This is a genomic window from Spongiibacter tropicus DSM 19543 (assembly GCF_000420325.1).
GTDB classification, from domain to species: domain Bacteria; phylum Pseudomonadota; class Gammaproteobacteria; order Pseudomonadales; family Spongiibacteraceae; genus Spongiibacter; species Spongiibacter tropicus.
Map to the genome: position 1 here is coordinate 2,368,698 of NZ_ATUS01000001.1, position 15,527 is coordinate 2,384,224.

The 15,527-nt window shown below is 58.0% G+C and carries 19 protein-coding genes; all 19 read left to right on the forward strand.

All coding sequences use genetic code 11. From position 1 onward, the window contains the following. Positions 1-9: 9 nt before the first annotated feature. The 19 genes from G411_RS0111100 (at position 10) to G411_RS0111185 (ending at position 15,518) form a co-directional block, all read left to right on the forward strand. A complete protein-coding gene (locus G411_RS0111100; protein WP_022959281.1) occupies positions 10-267 on the forward strand; it encodes a phenol hydroxylase subunit in 258 nt (85 codons plus the stop codon). Positions 268-327: 60 nt separating this feature from the next. Continuing rightward, entirely contained in the window at positions 328-1,329 is a 1,002-nt protein-coding gene (locus tag G411_RS0111105; protein ID WP_022959282.1) for an aromatic/alkene monooxygenase hydroxylase subunit beta, read from the forward strand. After that, positions 1,326-1,595, forward strand: coding sequence for an MmoB/DmpM family protein (locus tag G411_RS0111110; RefSeq protein WP_022959283.1), 270 nt, complete (start codon positions 1,326-1,328; stop codon positions 1,593-1,595). The genes G411_RS0111105 and G411_RS0111110 overlap by 4 nt, the downstream gene beginning before the upstream one ends. Before the next feature lie 14 nt (positions 1,596-1,609). Next, positions 1,610-3,157 carry an aromatic/alkene/methane monooxygenase hydroxylase/oxygenase subunit alpha gene (locus G411_RS20200; protein WP_022959284.1) on the forward strand — a complete coding sequence of 516 codons (1,548 nt, stop codon included), beginning with the start codon at positions 1,610-1,612 and terminating at the stop codon, positions 3,155-3,157. Positions 3,158-3,220: 63 nt separating this feature from the next. After that, a complete protein-coding gene (locus G411_RS0111120; protein ID WP_022959285.1) occupies positions 3,221-3,580 on the forward strand; it encodes a phenol hydroxylase subunit P4 in 360 nt (119 codons plus the stop codon). 10 nt (positions 3,581-3,590) lie between these two features. Beyond that, positions 3,591-4,652, forward strand: coding sequence for an NADH:ubiquinone reductase (Na(+)-transporting) subunit F (locus G411_RS0111125; protein ID WP_022959286.1), 1,062 nt, complete (start codon positions 3,591-3,593; stop codon positions 4,650-4,652). 11 nt (positions 4,653-4,663) lie between these two features. Continuing rightward, a complete protein-coding gene (locus tag G411_RS0111130) occupies positions 4,664-4,996 on the forward strand; it encodes a 2Fe-2S iron-sulfur cluster-binding protein (RefSeq protein WP_022959287.1) in 333 nt (110 codons plus the stop codon). A gap of 5 nt (positions 4,997-5,001) precedes the next feature. Further along, on the forward strand, positions 5,002-5,925 hold the full coding sequence (locus tag G411_RS0111135; protein WP_022959288.1) for a catechol 2,3-dioxygenase: 924 nt from the start codon (positions 5,002-5,004) through the stop codon (positions 5,923-5,925). 28 nt (positions 5,926-5,953) lie between these two features. Beyond that, a complete protein-coding gene (locus G411_RS0111140) occupies positions 5,954-7,414 on the forward strand; it encodes a 2-hydroxymuconic semialdehyde dehydrogenase (protein WP_022959289.1) in 1,461 nt (486 codons plus the stop codon). A gap of 7 nt (positions 7,415-7,421) precedes the next feature. Continuing rightward, entirely contained in the window at positions 7,422-8,279 is an 858-nt protein-coding gene (locus G411_RS0111145) for an alpha/beta fold hydrolase (RefSeq protein WP_022959290.1), read from the forward strand. After that, entirely contained in the window at positions 8,279-9,064 is a 786-nt protein-coding gene (gene dmpE, locus G411_RS0111150; protein WP_022959291.1) for a 2-oxopent-4-enoate hydratase, read from the forward strand. Before G411_RS0111145 ends, dmpE begins: the two co-directional genes overlap by 1 nt. A 29-nt stretch (positions 9,065-9,093) precedes the next feature. After that, on the forward strand, positions 9,094-10,029 hold the full coding sequence (locus G411_RS0111155; protein WP_022959292.1) for an acetaldehyde dehydrogenase (acetylating): 936 nt from the start codon (positions 9,094-9,096) through the stop codon (positions 10,027-10,029). A gap of 10 nt (positions 10,030-10,039) precedes the next feature. Further along, positions 10,040-11,068 (forward strand): 4-hydroxy-2-oxovalerate aldolase, encoded by a 1,029-nt coding sequence (dmpG, locus tag G411_RS0111160; RefSeq protein ID WP_022959293.1) that lies wholly within the window; start codon positions 10,040-10,042, stop codon positions 11,066-11,068. A 5-nt stretch (positions 11,069-11,073) separates the two neighbouring features. Beyond that, positions 11,074-11,868, forward strand: coding sequence for a 2-oxo-3-hexenedioate decarboxylase (gene dmpH, locus G411_RS0111165; RefSeq protein ID WP_028968357.1), 795 nt, complete (start codon positions 11,074-11,076; stop codon positions 11,866-11,868). An 11-nt stretch (positions 11,869-11,879) separates the two neighbouring features. After that, a complete protein-coding gene (locus G411_RS0111170; protein WP_022959295.1) occupies positions 11,880-12,071 on the forward strand; it encodes a 2-hydroxymuconate tautomerase in 192 nt (63 codons plus the stop codon). Between the two features lie 41 nt (positions 12,072-12,112). Next, a complete protein-coding gene (locus tag G411_RS0111175) occupies positions 12,113-12,751 on the forward strand; it encodes a hypothetical protein (protein ID WP_022959296.1) in 639 nt (212 codons plus the stop codon). Between the two features lie 2 nt (positions 12,752-12,753). After that, complete coding sequence (locus G411_RS0111180; RefSeq protein WP_022959297.1) at positions 12,754-13,707, forward strand: ketopantoate reductase family protein; 954 nt, start codon at positions 12,754-12,756, stop codon at positions 13,705-13,707. A 247-nt stretch (positions 13,708-13,954) separates the two neighbouring features. Beyond that, complete coding sequence (locus G411_RS22120; RefSeq protein WP_157581232.1) at positions 13,955-14,128, forward strand: hypothetical protein; 174 nt, start codon at positions 13,955-13,957, stop codon at positions 14,126-14,128. A gap of 358 nt (positions 14,129-14,486) precedes the next feature. Next, on the forward strand, positions 14,487-15,518 hold the full coding sequence (locus G411_RS0111185) for an isopenicillin N synthase family dioxygenase (RefSeq protein ID WP_022959298.1): 1,032 nt from the start codon (positions 14,487-14,489) through the stop codon (positions 15,516-15,518). Positions 15,519-15,527: the final 9 nt, after the last annotated feature.

A 15,527-nucleotide genomic window follows, 5' to 3' on the forward strand; every position in this document is an offset into this window, starting at 1 on the left:
AGGCAGACAATGAATTCAGGCAATCAACCCACGTTCGATCAGCTCACACGATATATCCGGTTGCGCAGTGATCCCGGCGAAAAATTCATTGAATTTGATTTCGCGATTGGCCACCCCGAGTTGTTTGTCGAGTTGGTATTGCCCAAAGACGCCTTCGAGGATTTCTGCCGGTGTAACAACGTCGTGCACATGGATTCCGACACCATCCGCCAGATTGATGAAGACATGATCAAGTGGCGCTTCGGTGAAAAAGGCAAGCGTTATTAAGCCTCAACAAACCAAGCCCTAAGCAGGCTGAACACCATAAAACCAATAACGGGATTTAGCATGAGTATTGAAATTAAAACCCACTCGATGGAACCGATCCGTCAAACCTACGCGCACATCGCCCGGCGTTTTGGCGACAAACCGGCTACCCGCTATCAGGAAGCCAGTTATGACCTCGAAGCAAAGACCAACTTCCACTACCGCCCGCTGTGGGATGCTGAGCACACTCTCAACGATCCTGAGCGTACCGCGATTCGCATGGACGACTGGTACGCCGTGTCTGATCCGCGGCAGTTCTACTACGGCGCTTATGTAGGCAATCGCGCCAAAATGCAGGAAGCGGCAGAAAGCAGCTTTGCCTTCTGCGACAAGCGCAATCTGCTGGGCCGCCTGCCGGATGCGACCCAACAGCAACTGCTGCGTTTGCTGGTGCCTCTGCGCCACGTTGAGCTGGGCGCGAATATGAATAACAGCATGGTAGCCGGTGATGCTACCGCCACCACTGTAGCGCAGCTGCACATGTATCAGGCGATGGACCGGCTGGGGATTGGCCAGTACTTGTCGCGCATTGCGCTGCTGATTGACGGCAGCACCGGCGCCGGTCTGGATGAATCCAAAACCTTCTGGATGGATGACGCGCTGTGGCAGCCCTTGCGCAAGCTGGTGGAAGACACGCTGGTGGTTCACGACTGGTTTGAGCTGACGCTGGTGCAGAACGTGCTGATCGACGGCCTGCTCTACCCGCTGGTGTACGACAAGATGGATCAGTGGCTGTGCGAGCAGGGCGCGGAAGATGTGTCGATGCTCACCGAGTTTATGCGCGACTGGTACAAGGATTCGCTGCGCTGGACTAACGCTATGGTCAAGGCGGTTGCTGGCGAAAGCGATGCCAACCGCGAGCAGCTGCAAGCCTGGATCAATCAGTGGGAACCGCAAATCTACCAGGCCCTCACCCCTCTTGCCGAAGCCACTTCCGGTCTTGAGGCACTGGACGAAACCCGCGCCCAGCTTGCGGCGCGCCTCAGTAAATTCGGTCTCAACAGCCAGGGAGTTTCCGCATGAGCCAGCTCGTATTTATTGCCTTTCAGGACAACGACAACGCCCGTTATCTGGTGGATGCCGTGGTTGAGGACAACCCCCACGCCGAGGTGCAGTACCAGCCCGCAATGATCCGTATTCAGGCGGAAAAACGACTGGTGATTAACCGCGAGACGATGGAAGAAAAACTTGGCCGCGACTGGGATGTGCAGGAAATGCTGGTGGATGTCATCAGTATCGGCGGCAACGTGGACGAAGACGACGACCACTTTATTTTGCAGTGGAATTGATCGGGAGAAGAATAATGAGCATCAAGCAGAAGAAACTGAATCTTAAAGACAAATACCAGTACCTGACGCGGGACATGGCCTGGGAGCCGTCCTACCAGAAGAAAGAAGAGATTTTCCCCGACGAACAGTTTGAAGGGATCAAAATTACCGACTGGTCGCAGTGGGAAGACCCATTCCGCCTGACGATGGATGCCTACTGGAAATACCAGGCGGAAAAAGAGAAAAAGCTGTACGCCATTTTTGACGCCTTTGCCCAGAACAACGGCCACCAGAATATTTCCGATGCCCGTTATGTAAACGCGCTGAAACTGTTCCTTAGCGGGGTATCGCCCCTTGAACACGCCGCTTTTCAGGGTTATGCAAAAGTGGGTCGTCAGTTCAGCGGCGCCGGTGCCCGTGTTGCCTGTCAGATGCAGGCCATCGACGAGCTGCGCCACTCACAGACTCAGCAGCACGCCATGAGTCACTACAACAAGCACTTTAACGGCCTGCACGACGGCGCGCACATGCACGACCGCGTGTGGTTCTTGTCGGTGCCCAAGTCTTTCTTTGACGATGCCCGTTCCGCAGGTCCCTTCGAGTTCCTGACGGCGATTTCTTTCTCCTTCGAATATGTGCTGACCAACCTGCTGTTTGTGCCCTTTATGTCGGGTGCGGCCTACAACGGCGACATGGCAACCGTTACCTTCGGCTTCTCTGCCCAGTCGGATGAGGCGCGTCACATGACGCTGGGACTGGAAGTTATCAAGTTCATTCTTGAGCAACACGAAGACAACGTGCCGATTATTCAGCAGTGGATCGACAAGTGGTTCTGGCGCGGATTCCGCCTGCTGAGTCTGGTCGGCATGATGATGGACTACATGCTGCCGAACAAAGTGATGTCCTGGGCGGAGGCCTGGGAGGTGTACTACGAGCAAAATGGTGGCGCCCTGTTCAAAGACCTTGAGCGCTACGGCATTCGTCCGCCCAAGTATCAGGATGTTGCCAACGACGCCAAGCACCACGTCAGCCACCAGACTTGGTCGACTTTCTACCAGTACAGTCATGCCACCAACTTTCATACCTGGATGCCCGACGAAGAAGAAATGGCTTGGCTGTCAGAGAAGTATCCCGACACCTTCGACAAGCACTACCGTCCGCGTTTCGAGTATCTGAGAAACGAGCACGCCGAGGGGCGCCGTTTCTACAACAACACCTTGCCGCAACTGTGTCAGGTCTGCCAGATCCCCGTCATCTTTACCGAGAAAGACGACCCCACCACCTTCAGCTATCGCCAGTGGCAATACGAGGGCGAGCGCTACCACTTCTGCTCGGAAGGTTGCTGCGACATTTTCAAAAACGAGCCGGAGAAATACGTGCAGGCCTGGCTGCCGGTACACCAGATTTATCAGGGCAATTGCGGTGGTGCCGACGTTGGCACGGTGGTCTCGGAGTACTACCACATCAAACCGGGTACCGACAATTTGGAGTATGTCGATTCGCCTGATCACCGCCGCTGGCTGGAGATTCAGGGCAAATCGCCCGCCGCCAAACGCAGCGGAGACAAACAGGACGCGGCCTGATCCGCACGCCGCCCGGCGAGCTGACCGGGCGGCTCCACGATCCACAATAACAAGGTGAAACCGATGACTGTTAAAGCCTTATACGACTACAAGTTTGAACCCAAGGATAAGGTCGAAAATTTCCACGGTATGCAGCTGCTGTATGTGTACTGGCCCAACCATCTGCTGTTCTGCGCGCCCTTTGCTTTTCTGGTGGCGCCGGACATGAGCTTTGGCGAGTTTGTCGAAACCGTACTCAAGCCCGCCGTTGCGGCGCACCCCGATTCGGCAAAGGCGGATTTTCTGGCCGCTGACTGGCTGCTGAATGACGAAGCCTTTGTGCCGGATGCGACCGCGAGTCTGAAAGACAGCGGTATTGATCATAAAAGTATGCTGACGGTGCGCACCCAGGGACTGAACGGCATCGACGGTTCGGCTTCCTGAGGACACTGCTATGACTCATACCGTAACCATAGAGCCGATTGGCGAACAGATTGAAGTGGAAGAGGGCCAGACCATACTGCAGGCGGCCCTTCGCCAGGGTGTGTGGCTGCCCTTTGCCTGTGGCCACGGCACCTGCGCTACCTGCAAGGTACAAGTGTTGGAAGGCGATGTTGACGCAGGCGAGGCCTCGCCTTTCGCGCTGATGGATGTTGAACGCGACGAAGGCAAGGTGCTGGTCTGCTGTGCCACGGTGGAAAGCGACGTGGTAATCGAGGCCGACATTGACGTTGACCCCGATTTTGAAGGCCACCCGGTCGAAGATTACGTGGCGACCGTGACGAACATTGTCGAGCTGTCGCCCACCATCAAGGGTATTCATCTCAAGCTGGACCGGCCAATGACGTTTCAGGCCGGTCAGTACATCAATATCGAACTGCCGGGCGTCGAGGGGCCTCGTGCCTTCTCGCTGGCGAATCCTCCGGGGCGCGCCGACGAGGTTGAACTGCATGTGCGGCTGGTTGAGGGCGGTGCGGCCACCGGCTACATCCACCGGCAGCTGCAGGTGGGCGAGGAGCTGAAACTGTCCGGCCCCTACGGCCAGTTCTTTGTCCGCAACTCGCAGGACGGCGACCTGATTTTCATTGCCGGTGGCTCGGGGCTGTCGAGCCCCCAGTCGATGATTCTCGATCTGCTGGAGCAGGGCGACAGCCGTCATATCACCCTGTTCCAGGGCGCGCGTAATCTCGCCGAACTCTACAACCGCGAGCTGTTTGAAACCCTGGCGCGCGACCACGACAACTTCACCTATGTGCCCGCTCTTAGCGATGTGGCTGACGGCGACGATTGGGATGGGCAGCGAGGCTTTGTTCACGAGGCCGCCAAGGCGCATTTCGATGGCCGCTTTGCCGGTCATAAAGCTTACCTCTGTGGCCCGCCGCCCATGATTGATGCCGCGATTACCGCGCTGATGCAGGGGCGGTTGTTCGAGCGCGACATTTTCATGGAGCGCTTCCTGACCGCCGCTGATGGCGCGGGTGAAGCCCAGCGTTCAGCCCTGTTCAAGAAGATATAGCGGGAGCCGTCATGGGCAGAGTATTTCGCGTTTTAGAACAGTGCAGCGGCCAGAGCTTTGACTGCGAGGCGGCGCAGAGCGTGCTCAAGGCAATGGAGCAAAACGGTATGCGCTGCGTGCCGGTAGGTTGTCGGGGCGGTGGCTGTGGCTTCTGCAAGGTCAAGGTGCTGGAGGGCCAGTTCGAGTGCGGAAAAATGAGTCGGGTTCACGCTCCTCCCGAGGCTGTGGAGCAGGGCGAAGTGCTGGCCTGCCGCGTCTACCCGCTGACTGATCTGATTATTGAGTGCCGTCCCCAAGCGGCGGCGTCCTTTGAGAAACACACAACAATAAAAGCGTTGAGGTAACTGATATGAAAAAAGGTGTAATGCGCCCAGGGCACGTTCAAATTCGCGTTCTCGATATCGATGCGGCAGTCAAACACTATACGGAGCTGTTGGGGCTGATCGAGACCGACCGCGACGAACAGGGCAGGGTGTATCTGAAAGCCTGGACTGAAGTAGACAAGTTTTCGGTAGTCCTGCGTCCGGCTGACGAACCGGGCATGGATTTTATGGGCTTCAAGGTGGTAGACGAAGCCAGCCTGCAGCAACTGGAGCGCGACCTTGAAGCCTATGGTGTCGAACTGGAACAGGTGCCGGCAGGCGACTTGAAAGACTGCGGGCGCCGGGTGCGTTTTGTATCGCCCTCAGGCCACAGCTTTGAGCTGTTCTGTGAGAAGAAATATCTGGGCAAGTGGGGCGTGAGCGAGATCAACCCCGAGGCCTGGCCGCGTGGCTTGAAAGGCATGAAAGCGTTGCGTTTTGACCACTGCCTGCTGTATGGCCCCGAGTTGCAGGCCACCTACGATCTGTTTGTGGACGTACTGGGCTTTTATCTGGCCGAGCAGGTACTGGAACCGGATGGCAACCGCATTGCCCAGTTCCTGACCCTGTCTACCAAGGCGCACGATGTGGCGTTTATCCACCACGAGGAAAAAGGCATGTTCCACCATGCGTCGTTCTTCCTCGAAACCTGGGAAGACATTCTGCGCGCGGCCGACCTGATTACCATGACCGATACCTCAATTGATATCGGCCCCACCCGCCACGGCCTGACCCACGGCAAAACCATTTACTTCTTCGACTCTTCGGGCAACCGCAACGAAGTGTTCTGCGGCGGTGACTACATCTACCCCGATCACAAGCCCACCACCTGGCAGGCGGAGCAACTGGGCAAGGCGATCTTCTATCACGACCGCCAGTTGAACGAGCGATTCCTGACCGTACTCACCTGATCAAGAACCAGCACAGGATTATTCAGTAATGAATGACGTTAAGCATTTCATCAACGGACAGTATGTCGGCTCCGCCAGCGGGCAGCTGTTCGACAATGTGAACCCGGCCAACGGCGAGCTGATCAGCCGGGTTCACGAGGCCGGGCGCGAGGAAGTGGATGCCGCTGTGAAAGCGGCCCGCGCGGCCCTGCACGGCCCCTGGGGGCGAATGACTCTGGATGAACGCACCCGGATTCTGCACAAGGTGGCCGACGGCATTAACGCCCGTTTCGAGGAGTTTCTGGAGGCCGAGTGCCGCGATACCGGCAAACCCCGGTCGATGGCCAGCCATATTGATATTCCCCGTGGCGCAGCCAACTTCAAGGTGTTTGCCGACATGGTGAAGAACGTGCCGACAGAGTCCTTCGAGATGGCGACCCCCGACGGCACCGGCGCGCTCAACTATGCCGTGCGTCGTCCCAAGGGCGTGATCGGTGTGATCAGTCCCTGGAACCTGCCGCTGCTGCTGATGACCTGGAAGGTCGGTCCGGCACTGGCCTGCGGTAATACCGTGGTTGTGAAGCCCTCGGAGGAAACCCCCACCACCACCGCGCTATTGGGTGAGGTGATGAACGAAGCTGGTGTGCCCGCAGGCGTGTACAACGTGGTTCACGGCTTTGGCGGCGATTCGGCGGGCGCGTTTCTAACCGAGCACCCGGATGTGGATGGGTTTACCTTTACCGGCGAAACCACCACCGGCGAAGTCATTATGAAATCGGCTGCCAGAGGCATTCGCGATATTTCGCTGGAGCTGGGTGGTAAAAACGCCGGGCTGGTATTTGCCGACTGCGATATGGACAAGGCCATCGAAGGTACGATGCGCTCCGCCTTTGCCAACTGCGGGCAGGTGTGTCTGGGCACCGAGCGCGTCTATGTTGAGCGCGCCATTTTTGACGAGTTTGTCACCCGGCTGAAAGCGGCGGCGGAGGGGCTGAAAATTGGCCCGCCGGAGGACGCGGCTGCCAACCTCGGCCCGCTGGTCAGCCACAAACACCGCGACAAGGTGATGTCTTACTACCGGAAAGCGGTAGAAGACGGCGCTACGGTCGTTACGGGTGGTGGCGTGCCGGATATGCCCGCCGCGTTGGCGGGAGGCGCCTGGGTGCAGCCGACGATCTGGACAGGCCTGCCGGATGACTCCGCCGTTGTCACCGAAGAAATATTCGGCCCCTGTTGCCACGTTCGTCCCTTCGACACCGAAGAAGAGGCCATCGCCCTGGCGAACAGCCTCCCCTATGGTCTGGCATCGGCAATCTGGACAGAGAACGTCAGCCGCGCCCACCGCGTTGCCGGACAGGTTGAAGCGGGCATCGTCTGGGTGAACAGCTGGTTCCTGCGCGACCTGCGCACACCGTTCGGTGGCAGCAAGCAGTCGGGAATCGGCCGCGAGGGTGGGGTTCACTCGCTGGAGTTCTACACCGAAATGAAAAACGTGTGCATCAAGTTGTGAGGTGCTGATGAGTGCTGCCATAGAAAGCCCTGAACTGGGCCGGGAAATCAGCGCGGCGGGTTATCGCACCAATCTGCATGATGTGGGCGAAGGCTTTCCGGTGATGCTGATTCACGGCTCCGGCCCCGGCGTTACCGCCTGGGCTAACTGGCGACTGGTCATGCCGTCGCTGGCAACATCGCGCCGCGTTATTGCCCCCGACATGCTCGGCTTTGGTTACAGCGAGCGCCCGGCAGATGGCGTCTACAACCGCCAGCGCTGGGTGGACCATGCCATCGGCGTAATGGATGCGCTGGGACTGGAACAGGTGGATCTGATCGGCAATTCCTTTGGTGGTGGACTGGCATTGGCACTGGCTATTGCGCACCCGCAGCGGGTGCGCCGTCTGGTACTGATGGGGTCGGTGGGGGTGAGCTTTCCGCTTACCGCCGGACTGGATGCCGTATGGGGTTATGAACCGTCGCTGGAGGCCATGCGCAAGCTGCTCGACGTGTTTGCCTACGATCGCAGTCTGGTAAATGACGAGCTGGCCGAGCTGCGTTATCAGGCCAGTATTCGCCCCGGCTTTCAGGAGTCTTTTGCGGCGATGTTTCCAGCGCCGCGCCAGCGCTGGGTGGATGCGCTAGGCAGCCCGGAAGAGGCCATTCGCGCACTGCCCCACGACACGCTGATTCTGCACGGGCGAGAGGACGAAGTGATTCCGCTCAGCGCCTCGCTGCGGCTTGCCGAACTGATCGACCGCGCTCAGCTCCATGTGTTCGGGCGCTGCGGACACTGGACTCAGATCGAACACGCCGACCGCTTTGCGCGGCTGGTGAATGATTTTCTTAACGAAGCCGATAACACGGCGACAGGAGGGGCTTGATGGAGCCGTCAAAAATTCAGTTACTCGGTGATGAACTCTACGAGGCGATGCTCGCCCGTGAAGCGGTCTCACCTCTGACCAGCCGTGGTGAAGACATCAGCATTGAAGATGCTTACCACATTTCCCTGCGTATGCTGGAGCGCCGTCAAGCGGCAGGCGCACGGGTCATCGGCAAAAAAATCGGTGTCACCAGCAAGGCGGTGCAAACCATGCTGAACGTACATCAGCCGGATTTTGGTTATCTGACCGACGACATGGTGTTTAACAGCGGTGAAGTGATGCCGATCAGCGAGCGTCTTATTGCGCCGCGTGCTGAGGGCGAAATTGCCTTCATCCTGAAGAAAGACCTGAGCGGGCCGGGCGTGACTAACGCCGATGTACTGGCGGCTACCGAGTGCGTGATGCCTTGCTTCGAGATTGTCGATTCCCGCATCAAGGACTGGAATATTGCCATTCAGGACACCGTGGCCGACAACGCCTCATGCGGCTTGTTTGTGCTGGGCGACGAAGCGGTATCGCCACGCAAGGTTGATCTTGTTACCTGCGGCATGGTGGTGGAAAAGAACGGTGCGCTCATCAGCACCGGCGCTGGCGGTGCCGCGCTGGGCTCGCCGGTGAACTGTGTGGCCTGGCTGGCAAACACGCTGGGCGAATTCGGTATTTCCCTCAAGGCTGGCGAAGTGATTCTGTCGGGTTCGCTGGTGCCTCTGGAGCCGGTGCAGGCGGGCGACAGCCTGCGGGTGGACATTGGTGGTATCGGCAGCGCCTCCGTGCGGTTTGTGTAAGGCCGCTGGCAATCTATCGAGGACGTATTATGAGCAAGAAACTCAAAGCTGCAATCATCGGCTCGGGCAACATCGGCACCGACCTGATGATCAAGATTCTACGCAAGGGCCAGTTCCTGGAAATGGGCGCGATGGTCGGTATCGACCCCGACTCCGACGGCCTGGCCCGCGCCGCCCGCATGGGCGTGGCCACCACCCACGAAGGGGTGGAGGGACTGGTGAACATGCCGGCGTTTGCCGACATCGACATCGTGTTTGATGCCACCTCGGCCAAGGCGCACATGCACAATGAAGTGTTTCTGCGCAGCCGCAAACCGAATCTTAAAATCATCGACCTGACCCCGGCAGCTATCGGCCCCTACTGCGTGCCGGTGGTTAACCTGGAACAACATCTGGGTGAGGGTAACGTCAACATGGTGACGTGTGGCGGCCAGGCCACCATTCCGATGGTGGCCGCGGTATCGCGCATTGCCAAGGTCCACTACGCCGAGATTGTGGCCTCCATCTCCAGCAAGTCGGCCGGGCCGGGCACCCGCGCCAACATCGACGAATTTACCGAAACCACCTCCAAGGCCATTGAAGTGGTGGGCGGCGCCCAAAAAGGCAAGGCCATCATCATTCTCAATCCCGCCGAGCCACCGCTGCTGATGCGCGACACCGTGTACGTGCTCTCCGAGGCCGCCGACAAAGCCGAAGTGGAAGCCTCCGTGGAGGCCATGGTCGCGGCAGTGAACAGCTATGTGCCCGGCTATCGCCTCAAACAAAAAGTCCAGTTTGACGACATTCCCGCCGACCAGCCCATGAACGTGCCCGGCCTTGGCCGCTTCAGCGGCCTGAAAACCTCCATCTTCCTTGAAGTGGAAGGCGCTGCCCACTACCTGCCTGCCTACGCAGGTAACCTCGACATTATGACCTCGGCGGCAATGGGTACCGCTGAGCGCATTGCCGAATCGCTGGTCAACTGAGGAGCACACCATGACATTTACTCGCGGCAAAAAGCTGTATATCTCCGACGTGACCCTGCGCGACGGCAGCCACGCCATTCGCCATCAATACTCCCTGAAAAATGTGCAGGACATCGCCCGCGCCCTCGACCAGGCCAAGGTCGATAGCATCGAAGTGGCCCACGGCGACGGCCTGCAAGGCTCCAGCTTCAACTACGGCTTTGGCGCCCACACCGACCTGGAGTGGATTGAAGCCGTGGCCGAAGTGGTTGAGCACGCCCAGATCGCCACCCTGCTGCTGCCCGGCATCGGCACCGTTCACGACCTCGACGCCGCCTACAACGCCGGTGCCCGCATCGTGCGGGTCGCCACCCACTGCACCGAAGCCGATGTCTCCCGCCAGCACATTGAACACGCCCGCAAACTGGGCATGGACACCGTTGGCTTCCTGATGATGAGCCACATGCAAACCCCGCAGGGCCTGGCGCAGCAGGCCAAGCTGATGGAAGACTACGGCGCGACCTGCCTGTACGTGGTGGACTCTGGCGGCGCCATGAACATGAACGACATCCGCGACCGCTTCCGGGCCCTCAAAGACGTCCTCAAGCCCGACACCCTGACCGGCATTCACGCCCACCACAACCTCGCGCTGGGCGTAGCCAACTCCATTGTTGCGGTAGAAGAAGGCTGCGACCGGGTGGATGCCAGTCTGGCGGGCATGGGTGCGGGTGCCGGTAACGCGCCGCTGGAAGTGTGCATTGCCGCCTTCGACAAAATGGGCTGGGAACACGGCACCGACATCTACGCCCTGATGGATGCGGCCGACGACATTGTGCGTCCCCTGCAGGACCGCCCGGTACGGGTAGACCGCGAAACGCTGGCCCTGGGCTATGCGGGGGTTTACTCCAGTTTCCTGCGTCACTCGGAAGTGGCGGCGAAGAAATATGGTCTGAAGACTGTGGATATTTTGGTTGAGCTTGGCCGCCGCCGGATGGTGGGTGGTCAGGAAGACATGATTGTGGATGTGGCGCTGGATCTCCTCGCCGCGCAAGAGGGTTAATTCAAATGACAAGAACACTGACTAACGAGCAAATGCTGGCGCTTGCAGAGCACATTGAGAATGCCGAGTTGCAGGCCCATGACATCAGCAAAGTGACCAATCAGTATCCAGAGATGAATTTCGAGGATGCCTACGACGTACAGTGGGAAATCCGCCGTCGCAAAGAAGCGCGTGGCAACAAGGTTATCGGCCTGAAAATGGGCCTGACCTCCTGGGCCAAAATGGCGCAGATGGGTGTGGAAACGCCAATTTACGGTTTTCTGGCCGACTACTTCAGCGTGCCCGACGGCGGTGTGGTGAACACCAAAGAACTGATTCACCCGAAAATTGAGGCGGAGATTGCCTTTGTCACCAAGGCGCCGCTGAAAGGGCCGGGTTGTCACATCGGCGACGTGCTGGCGGCCACCGACTTCGTGATTCCCGCTGTGGAAGTGATCGACTCGCGCTACGAGAACTTCAAGTTCGATCTGGTCAGCGTGGTGGCCGATAACGCCTCCTCAACGCGCTTCATTACCGGCGGGCAGATGGCCGATGTGGCAGATGTCGATCTGAAAACCCTCGGTGTGGTCGTTGAGAAAAACGGTGAAATTGTTGAAGTTGGTGCCGGTGCTGCTGTGCTGGGGCACCCTGCATCCAGCGTTGCCATGCTGGCAAACTTATTGGCTGAGCGCGGCGAGCATATTCCCGCGGGCACCTTCATTATGACCGGCGGCATCACCGCGGCGATTGCGGTTGAGGCAGGCGATAATATCTGTGTGCGTTATCAGGGCCTGGGGTCAGTCTCGACACGTTTTGAATAAGGAGGGCGTTTATGCCAATAGCACAGCTTTACATTATTGAAGGTCGCAGCGATGAGCAAAAGGAAACGCTGATCCGCGAAGTGACAGAGGCCATGTCGCGCTCGCTGGACGCGCCGGTGGAGCGCATCCGCGTGATGATTACCGAAATGCCCAAGCAACACTTCGGGATCGCCGGGCAGTCGGCCAAGCAACTGGGGCGCTGAACGGCGCTCCGTCACACTAAAACCAGAAGGGCGAGCGGCGTATGCAGAGAGTGCCGGTGATTTACCTGTCATCCAGCATGGAAGTTCTGCTGAGCAGCAATGGCCGCTCGCCGCTTCATCAGGTCTTTGCACCGCTTGGCGAGGTTGAAGCGTTGCTCTTCGTTTCGCAAAGTGATTTGGGATATACCGTCAAAATCTGCCATGGCGGCGAGGGTGGGCCCTATGCATCGCGGCTTAAAACCAAGTGCGCGGCGGCAGGTATTGATGTGGAGATGGACAGATACATCTCCTCGAGCCTGACCTTGCTGGCCGGTTCTCTGCTTCCAAAAAGGCAGGTGTCGGTTATGGAATTGCGCTTGCCACCGGGGAGATCTGCCGAGGAATACATAAGATTGGGTGAGCATATTGCCCAAGGGGTGGAGGACGGTGTTGCCGTTGTCTGTCTCGACCGTCAGGGCAGTCGCGAAAACCTGACAGGGCATCGGGATGTGCAGTCGGCTTTGCAGCGATTGAAGGGGCTGAAAATGCCGTCAGGGAAGTGCACGTCGTTGCCCGGCGATCTGGTTCGCGATCTCATATACATAGCGGTCGGCATATCCGGTCGTTTGGCGCCCTCGCATCTTTTCGGCAGTGCCCCCGCCGACAGTCAGCGAGCCTTTAACGGCTGCGGCTGGTTTTAGTCATGCGCTGGTTGATTCTGGGAGCGGGGGGGATTGGTGGATACTACGCCGCCCGGCTCGCTGCCGCAGGTGATCAGGTGATGGTAACTGCACGTGGCGAACATCTCGCTGCGATACAGGCGCGCGGACTCAGGCTGAAGTGGGAAGGCGGTGAGCTGCATCAAGGGCTGCTGGCAGTGGATCAGTCCACATTGATTCGGGCATACCGTGCCGAGGATTTCGACGTCATTGTGCTGGCGATCAAGGCGGGCGCCACGGCGGCGGTCATGGCGGCGCTTGACGGCTGGCTGGCAAATGCGGCAGTGCCGGTACTATCGCTGCAAAATGGTGTGGACAATGAGGGGGTTATTGCTGCACAGCTCGGCAATGAACGCACACTGGGCGGCCTTGCAGTGAAAATCGGTGGGCATATTGTCGCCCCTGGTGTGATCAGCGCCGAGGGGGAGGCCAGGGTGGTGATGGGCTGTTGGCCGCACTATACCAATGTGGCAGACCGGCGCATGCCGCTGCTGGGTAGGATGAAGAGCGCCTTTGATGTCGCGGGAATCCCCGCTGATATCAGTGGCGACATTCGCCACGCATTGTGGCGTAAATTGATTATTAACAACGGTGTAAACCCCCTTTCTGCCCTTACAGGGCTGGATACTCGTCAGCTTACTCATCACGCTGAATTTAGCCGTATTGTGCTGGGAATGATGGATGAAGTGGTTATAGCCTCCGCGGCCGACGGCGTTAACCTTACCGCCTGTGACCGCGACGAGATGTTTGAACTTATCAGCCGGTTTAACGCTATCAAAACCTCTATGCTGGTGGACGTTGAAAAACAGCGACCGCTGGAGATAGACGCCATCTGCGGCGCAGTGGTCGAGCGCTGTCGAGTGCTGGGGCAGGAGCCTGTCTACACCGCGACTGTAATGTCTCTGCTTAGGCAGCGTAACGCTGATGTTTCGCTCTAGTTTCTCCGCTGCTTAGGTATTGGAGAAGCTCGTTGTTGCATCCTGGGTAGAGACGTCCACGCTGACACCGTATCGTTTCGGAAGAGCTTTGTTCAGATATAGTGCGCCAAATGTTATATTTTGGGTCATGTGATCTTATTTGGTGCGTCGACAGGGTGTTGTCGCAGCCGGACGACAACCCAATAGGCCCATGATGGCGAGAGCAGGGCGTTCGGAACGTTTTCTTATATCAGTAAATGAGGTAGTTATGCGTTCTCTCTCCATGATGACGGTGTTGTTGTTGGCGATATTTTCAGTGGGCTGTGCGTCGACACCCGATCAGCAAAACCGTCAGTCCAATGCGGTTTCTGAGCTCGATAATGGTGCAAAGTGTAAGGTCAAGATTGTGGCGAATACCCATCGTCGAGTGAAAGTCTGCTGAGCTGGTCCCATCCGCTCAGGCAATAAGGGTGGCTATAGGCCGCCCTTTTTTGTGCCTAGCCGGTGCCGTGGTGCAGGTTTTTTCCGTAGCGCAGCCCGTAGAAAACGATCCTCTTGTGGTGCGCTGCTATATTCCCGTGCACTGCAATGGCACCTGTTAAACCGTCCTGGGCTTTTTGCGCCTTTCCAATAATTGCTTGTGGCTCAATCTCTTAGGTTTATTTTCAGGTGTTGGTACAGGCCTTGCTCTAGCTAGGGCAAGAAGTATCCGGGACGACCCGGAGCGGTCAGTGCCGTTTCTTTGTCTGGACGACCAGGCGACATTTTGAATATTCAACATTATTCAGGAGGTTGCCAAAGTGTCAGACAAATCCTCGCCACACTCTGCCTTTACCCAGCTACCCACCGTCGATATCAGCGGTCTTTTCAGTGATGACCCGTTGTGCCGATTGGCGGTGGCCAATGAGCTGGGCCGCGCGGCACGCGACGTTGGCTTTTTATACATTACCGGCCACGGTGTCAGCCCCGCCCTGCAAATGCGTTTGATCGAGCAGGCTAAGGCCTATTTTGCCCAGCCGCTGGACGACAAAATGCGCTTTTACATCGGCCAGTCGGAGAACCACAGCGGCTACGTACCTGAGGGTGAGGAGCGCTTCGGTGATGGCGTCGCCGATTGCAAAGAAGCCTACGATATCAATTACGACTACCGCGCCGAACTCGGTCGTCGTCCCATGCTGGGGCCCACGCAATGGCCAGATGCGCCGAGCTTTAAGGACGACGTGCAGGCCTATTATCAGGCGGCGCTCCACGTGGCGGATGCCTTGTTCCGCGGTTTTGCGCTGGCGCTGAACCTCGAAGAAGACGCGCTGAGCCGCATGGTGAATCACCCGCCGAGTCAGCTGCGGATGATTCACTACCCCTACAATGAAAATGCGGTTCACGACCGCCCGGGTATCGGGGCACACACCGACTACGAGTGTTTCACCATTCTCATGCCAACGGCTCCCGGTCTGGAGGTGCTGAATGGCGCGGGAGAGTGGATTGACGTGCCGCTGAAAGACAACGCCTTTGTGATCAATATTGGCGATATGCTCGAAGTGCTAAGCAACGGACAGTTCGTAGCTACCTCGCATCGGGTACGCAAGGTAAAGGAAGAGCGTTATTCCTTTCCGCTGTTTTGCGCTTGCGACTATGACGCAGAGATTTCGCCGATTGCATCCCTGCCCAAAGGCCGTGAGGATCGCGACTACGGAAGTCTGAAATGTGGCGACCATCTTTACGCACAAACCATTCAAACCTTTTCCTATTTAAAGCAGCGTCTGGCGAGCGGCGAAATTTGCCTGCCCGAGAATGCGCGCAGCGTGGATAGCTTCGGCTATCACGGACAATAGGGAGCGGAG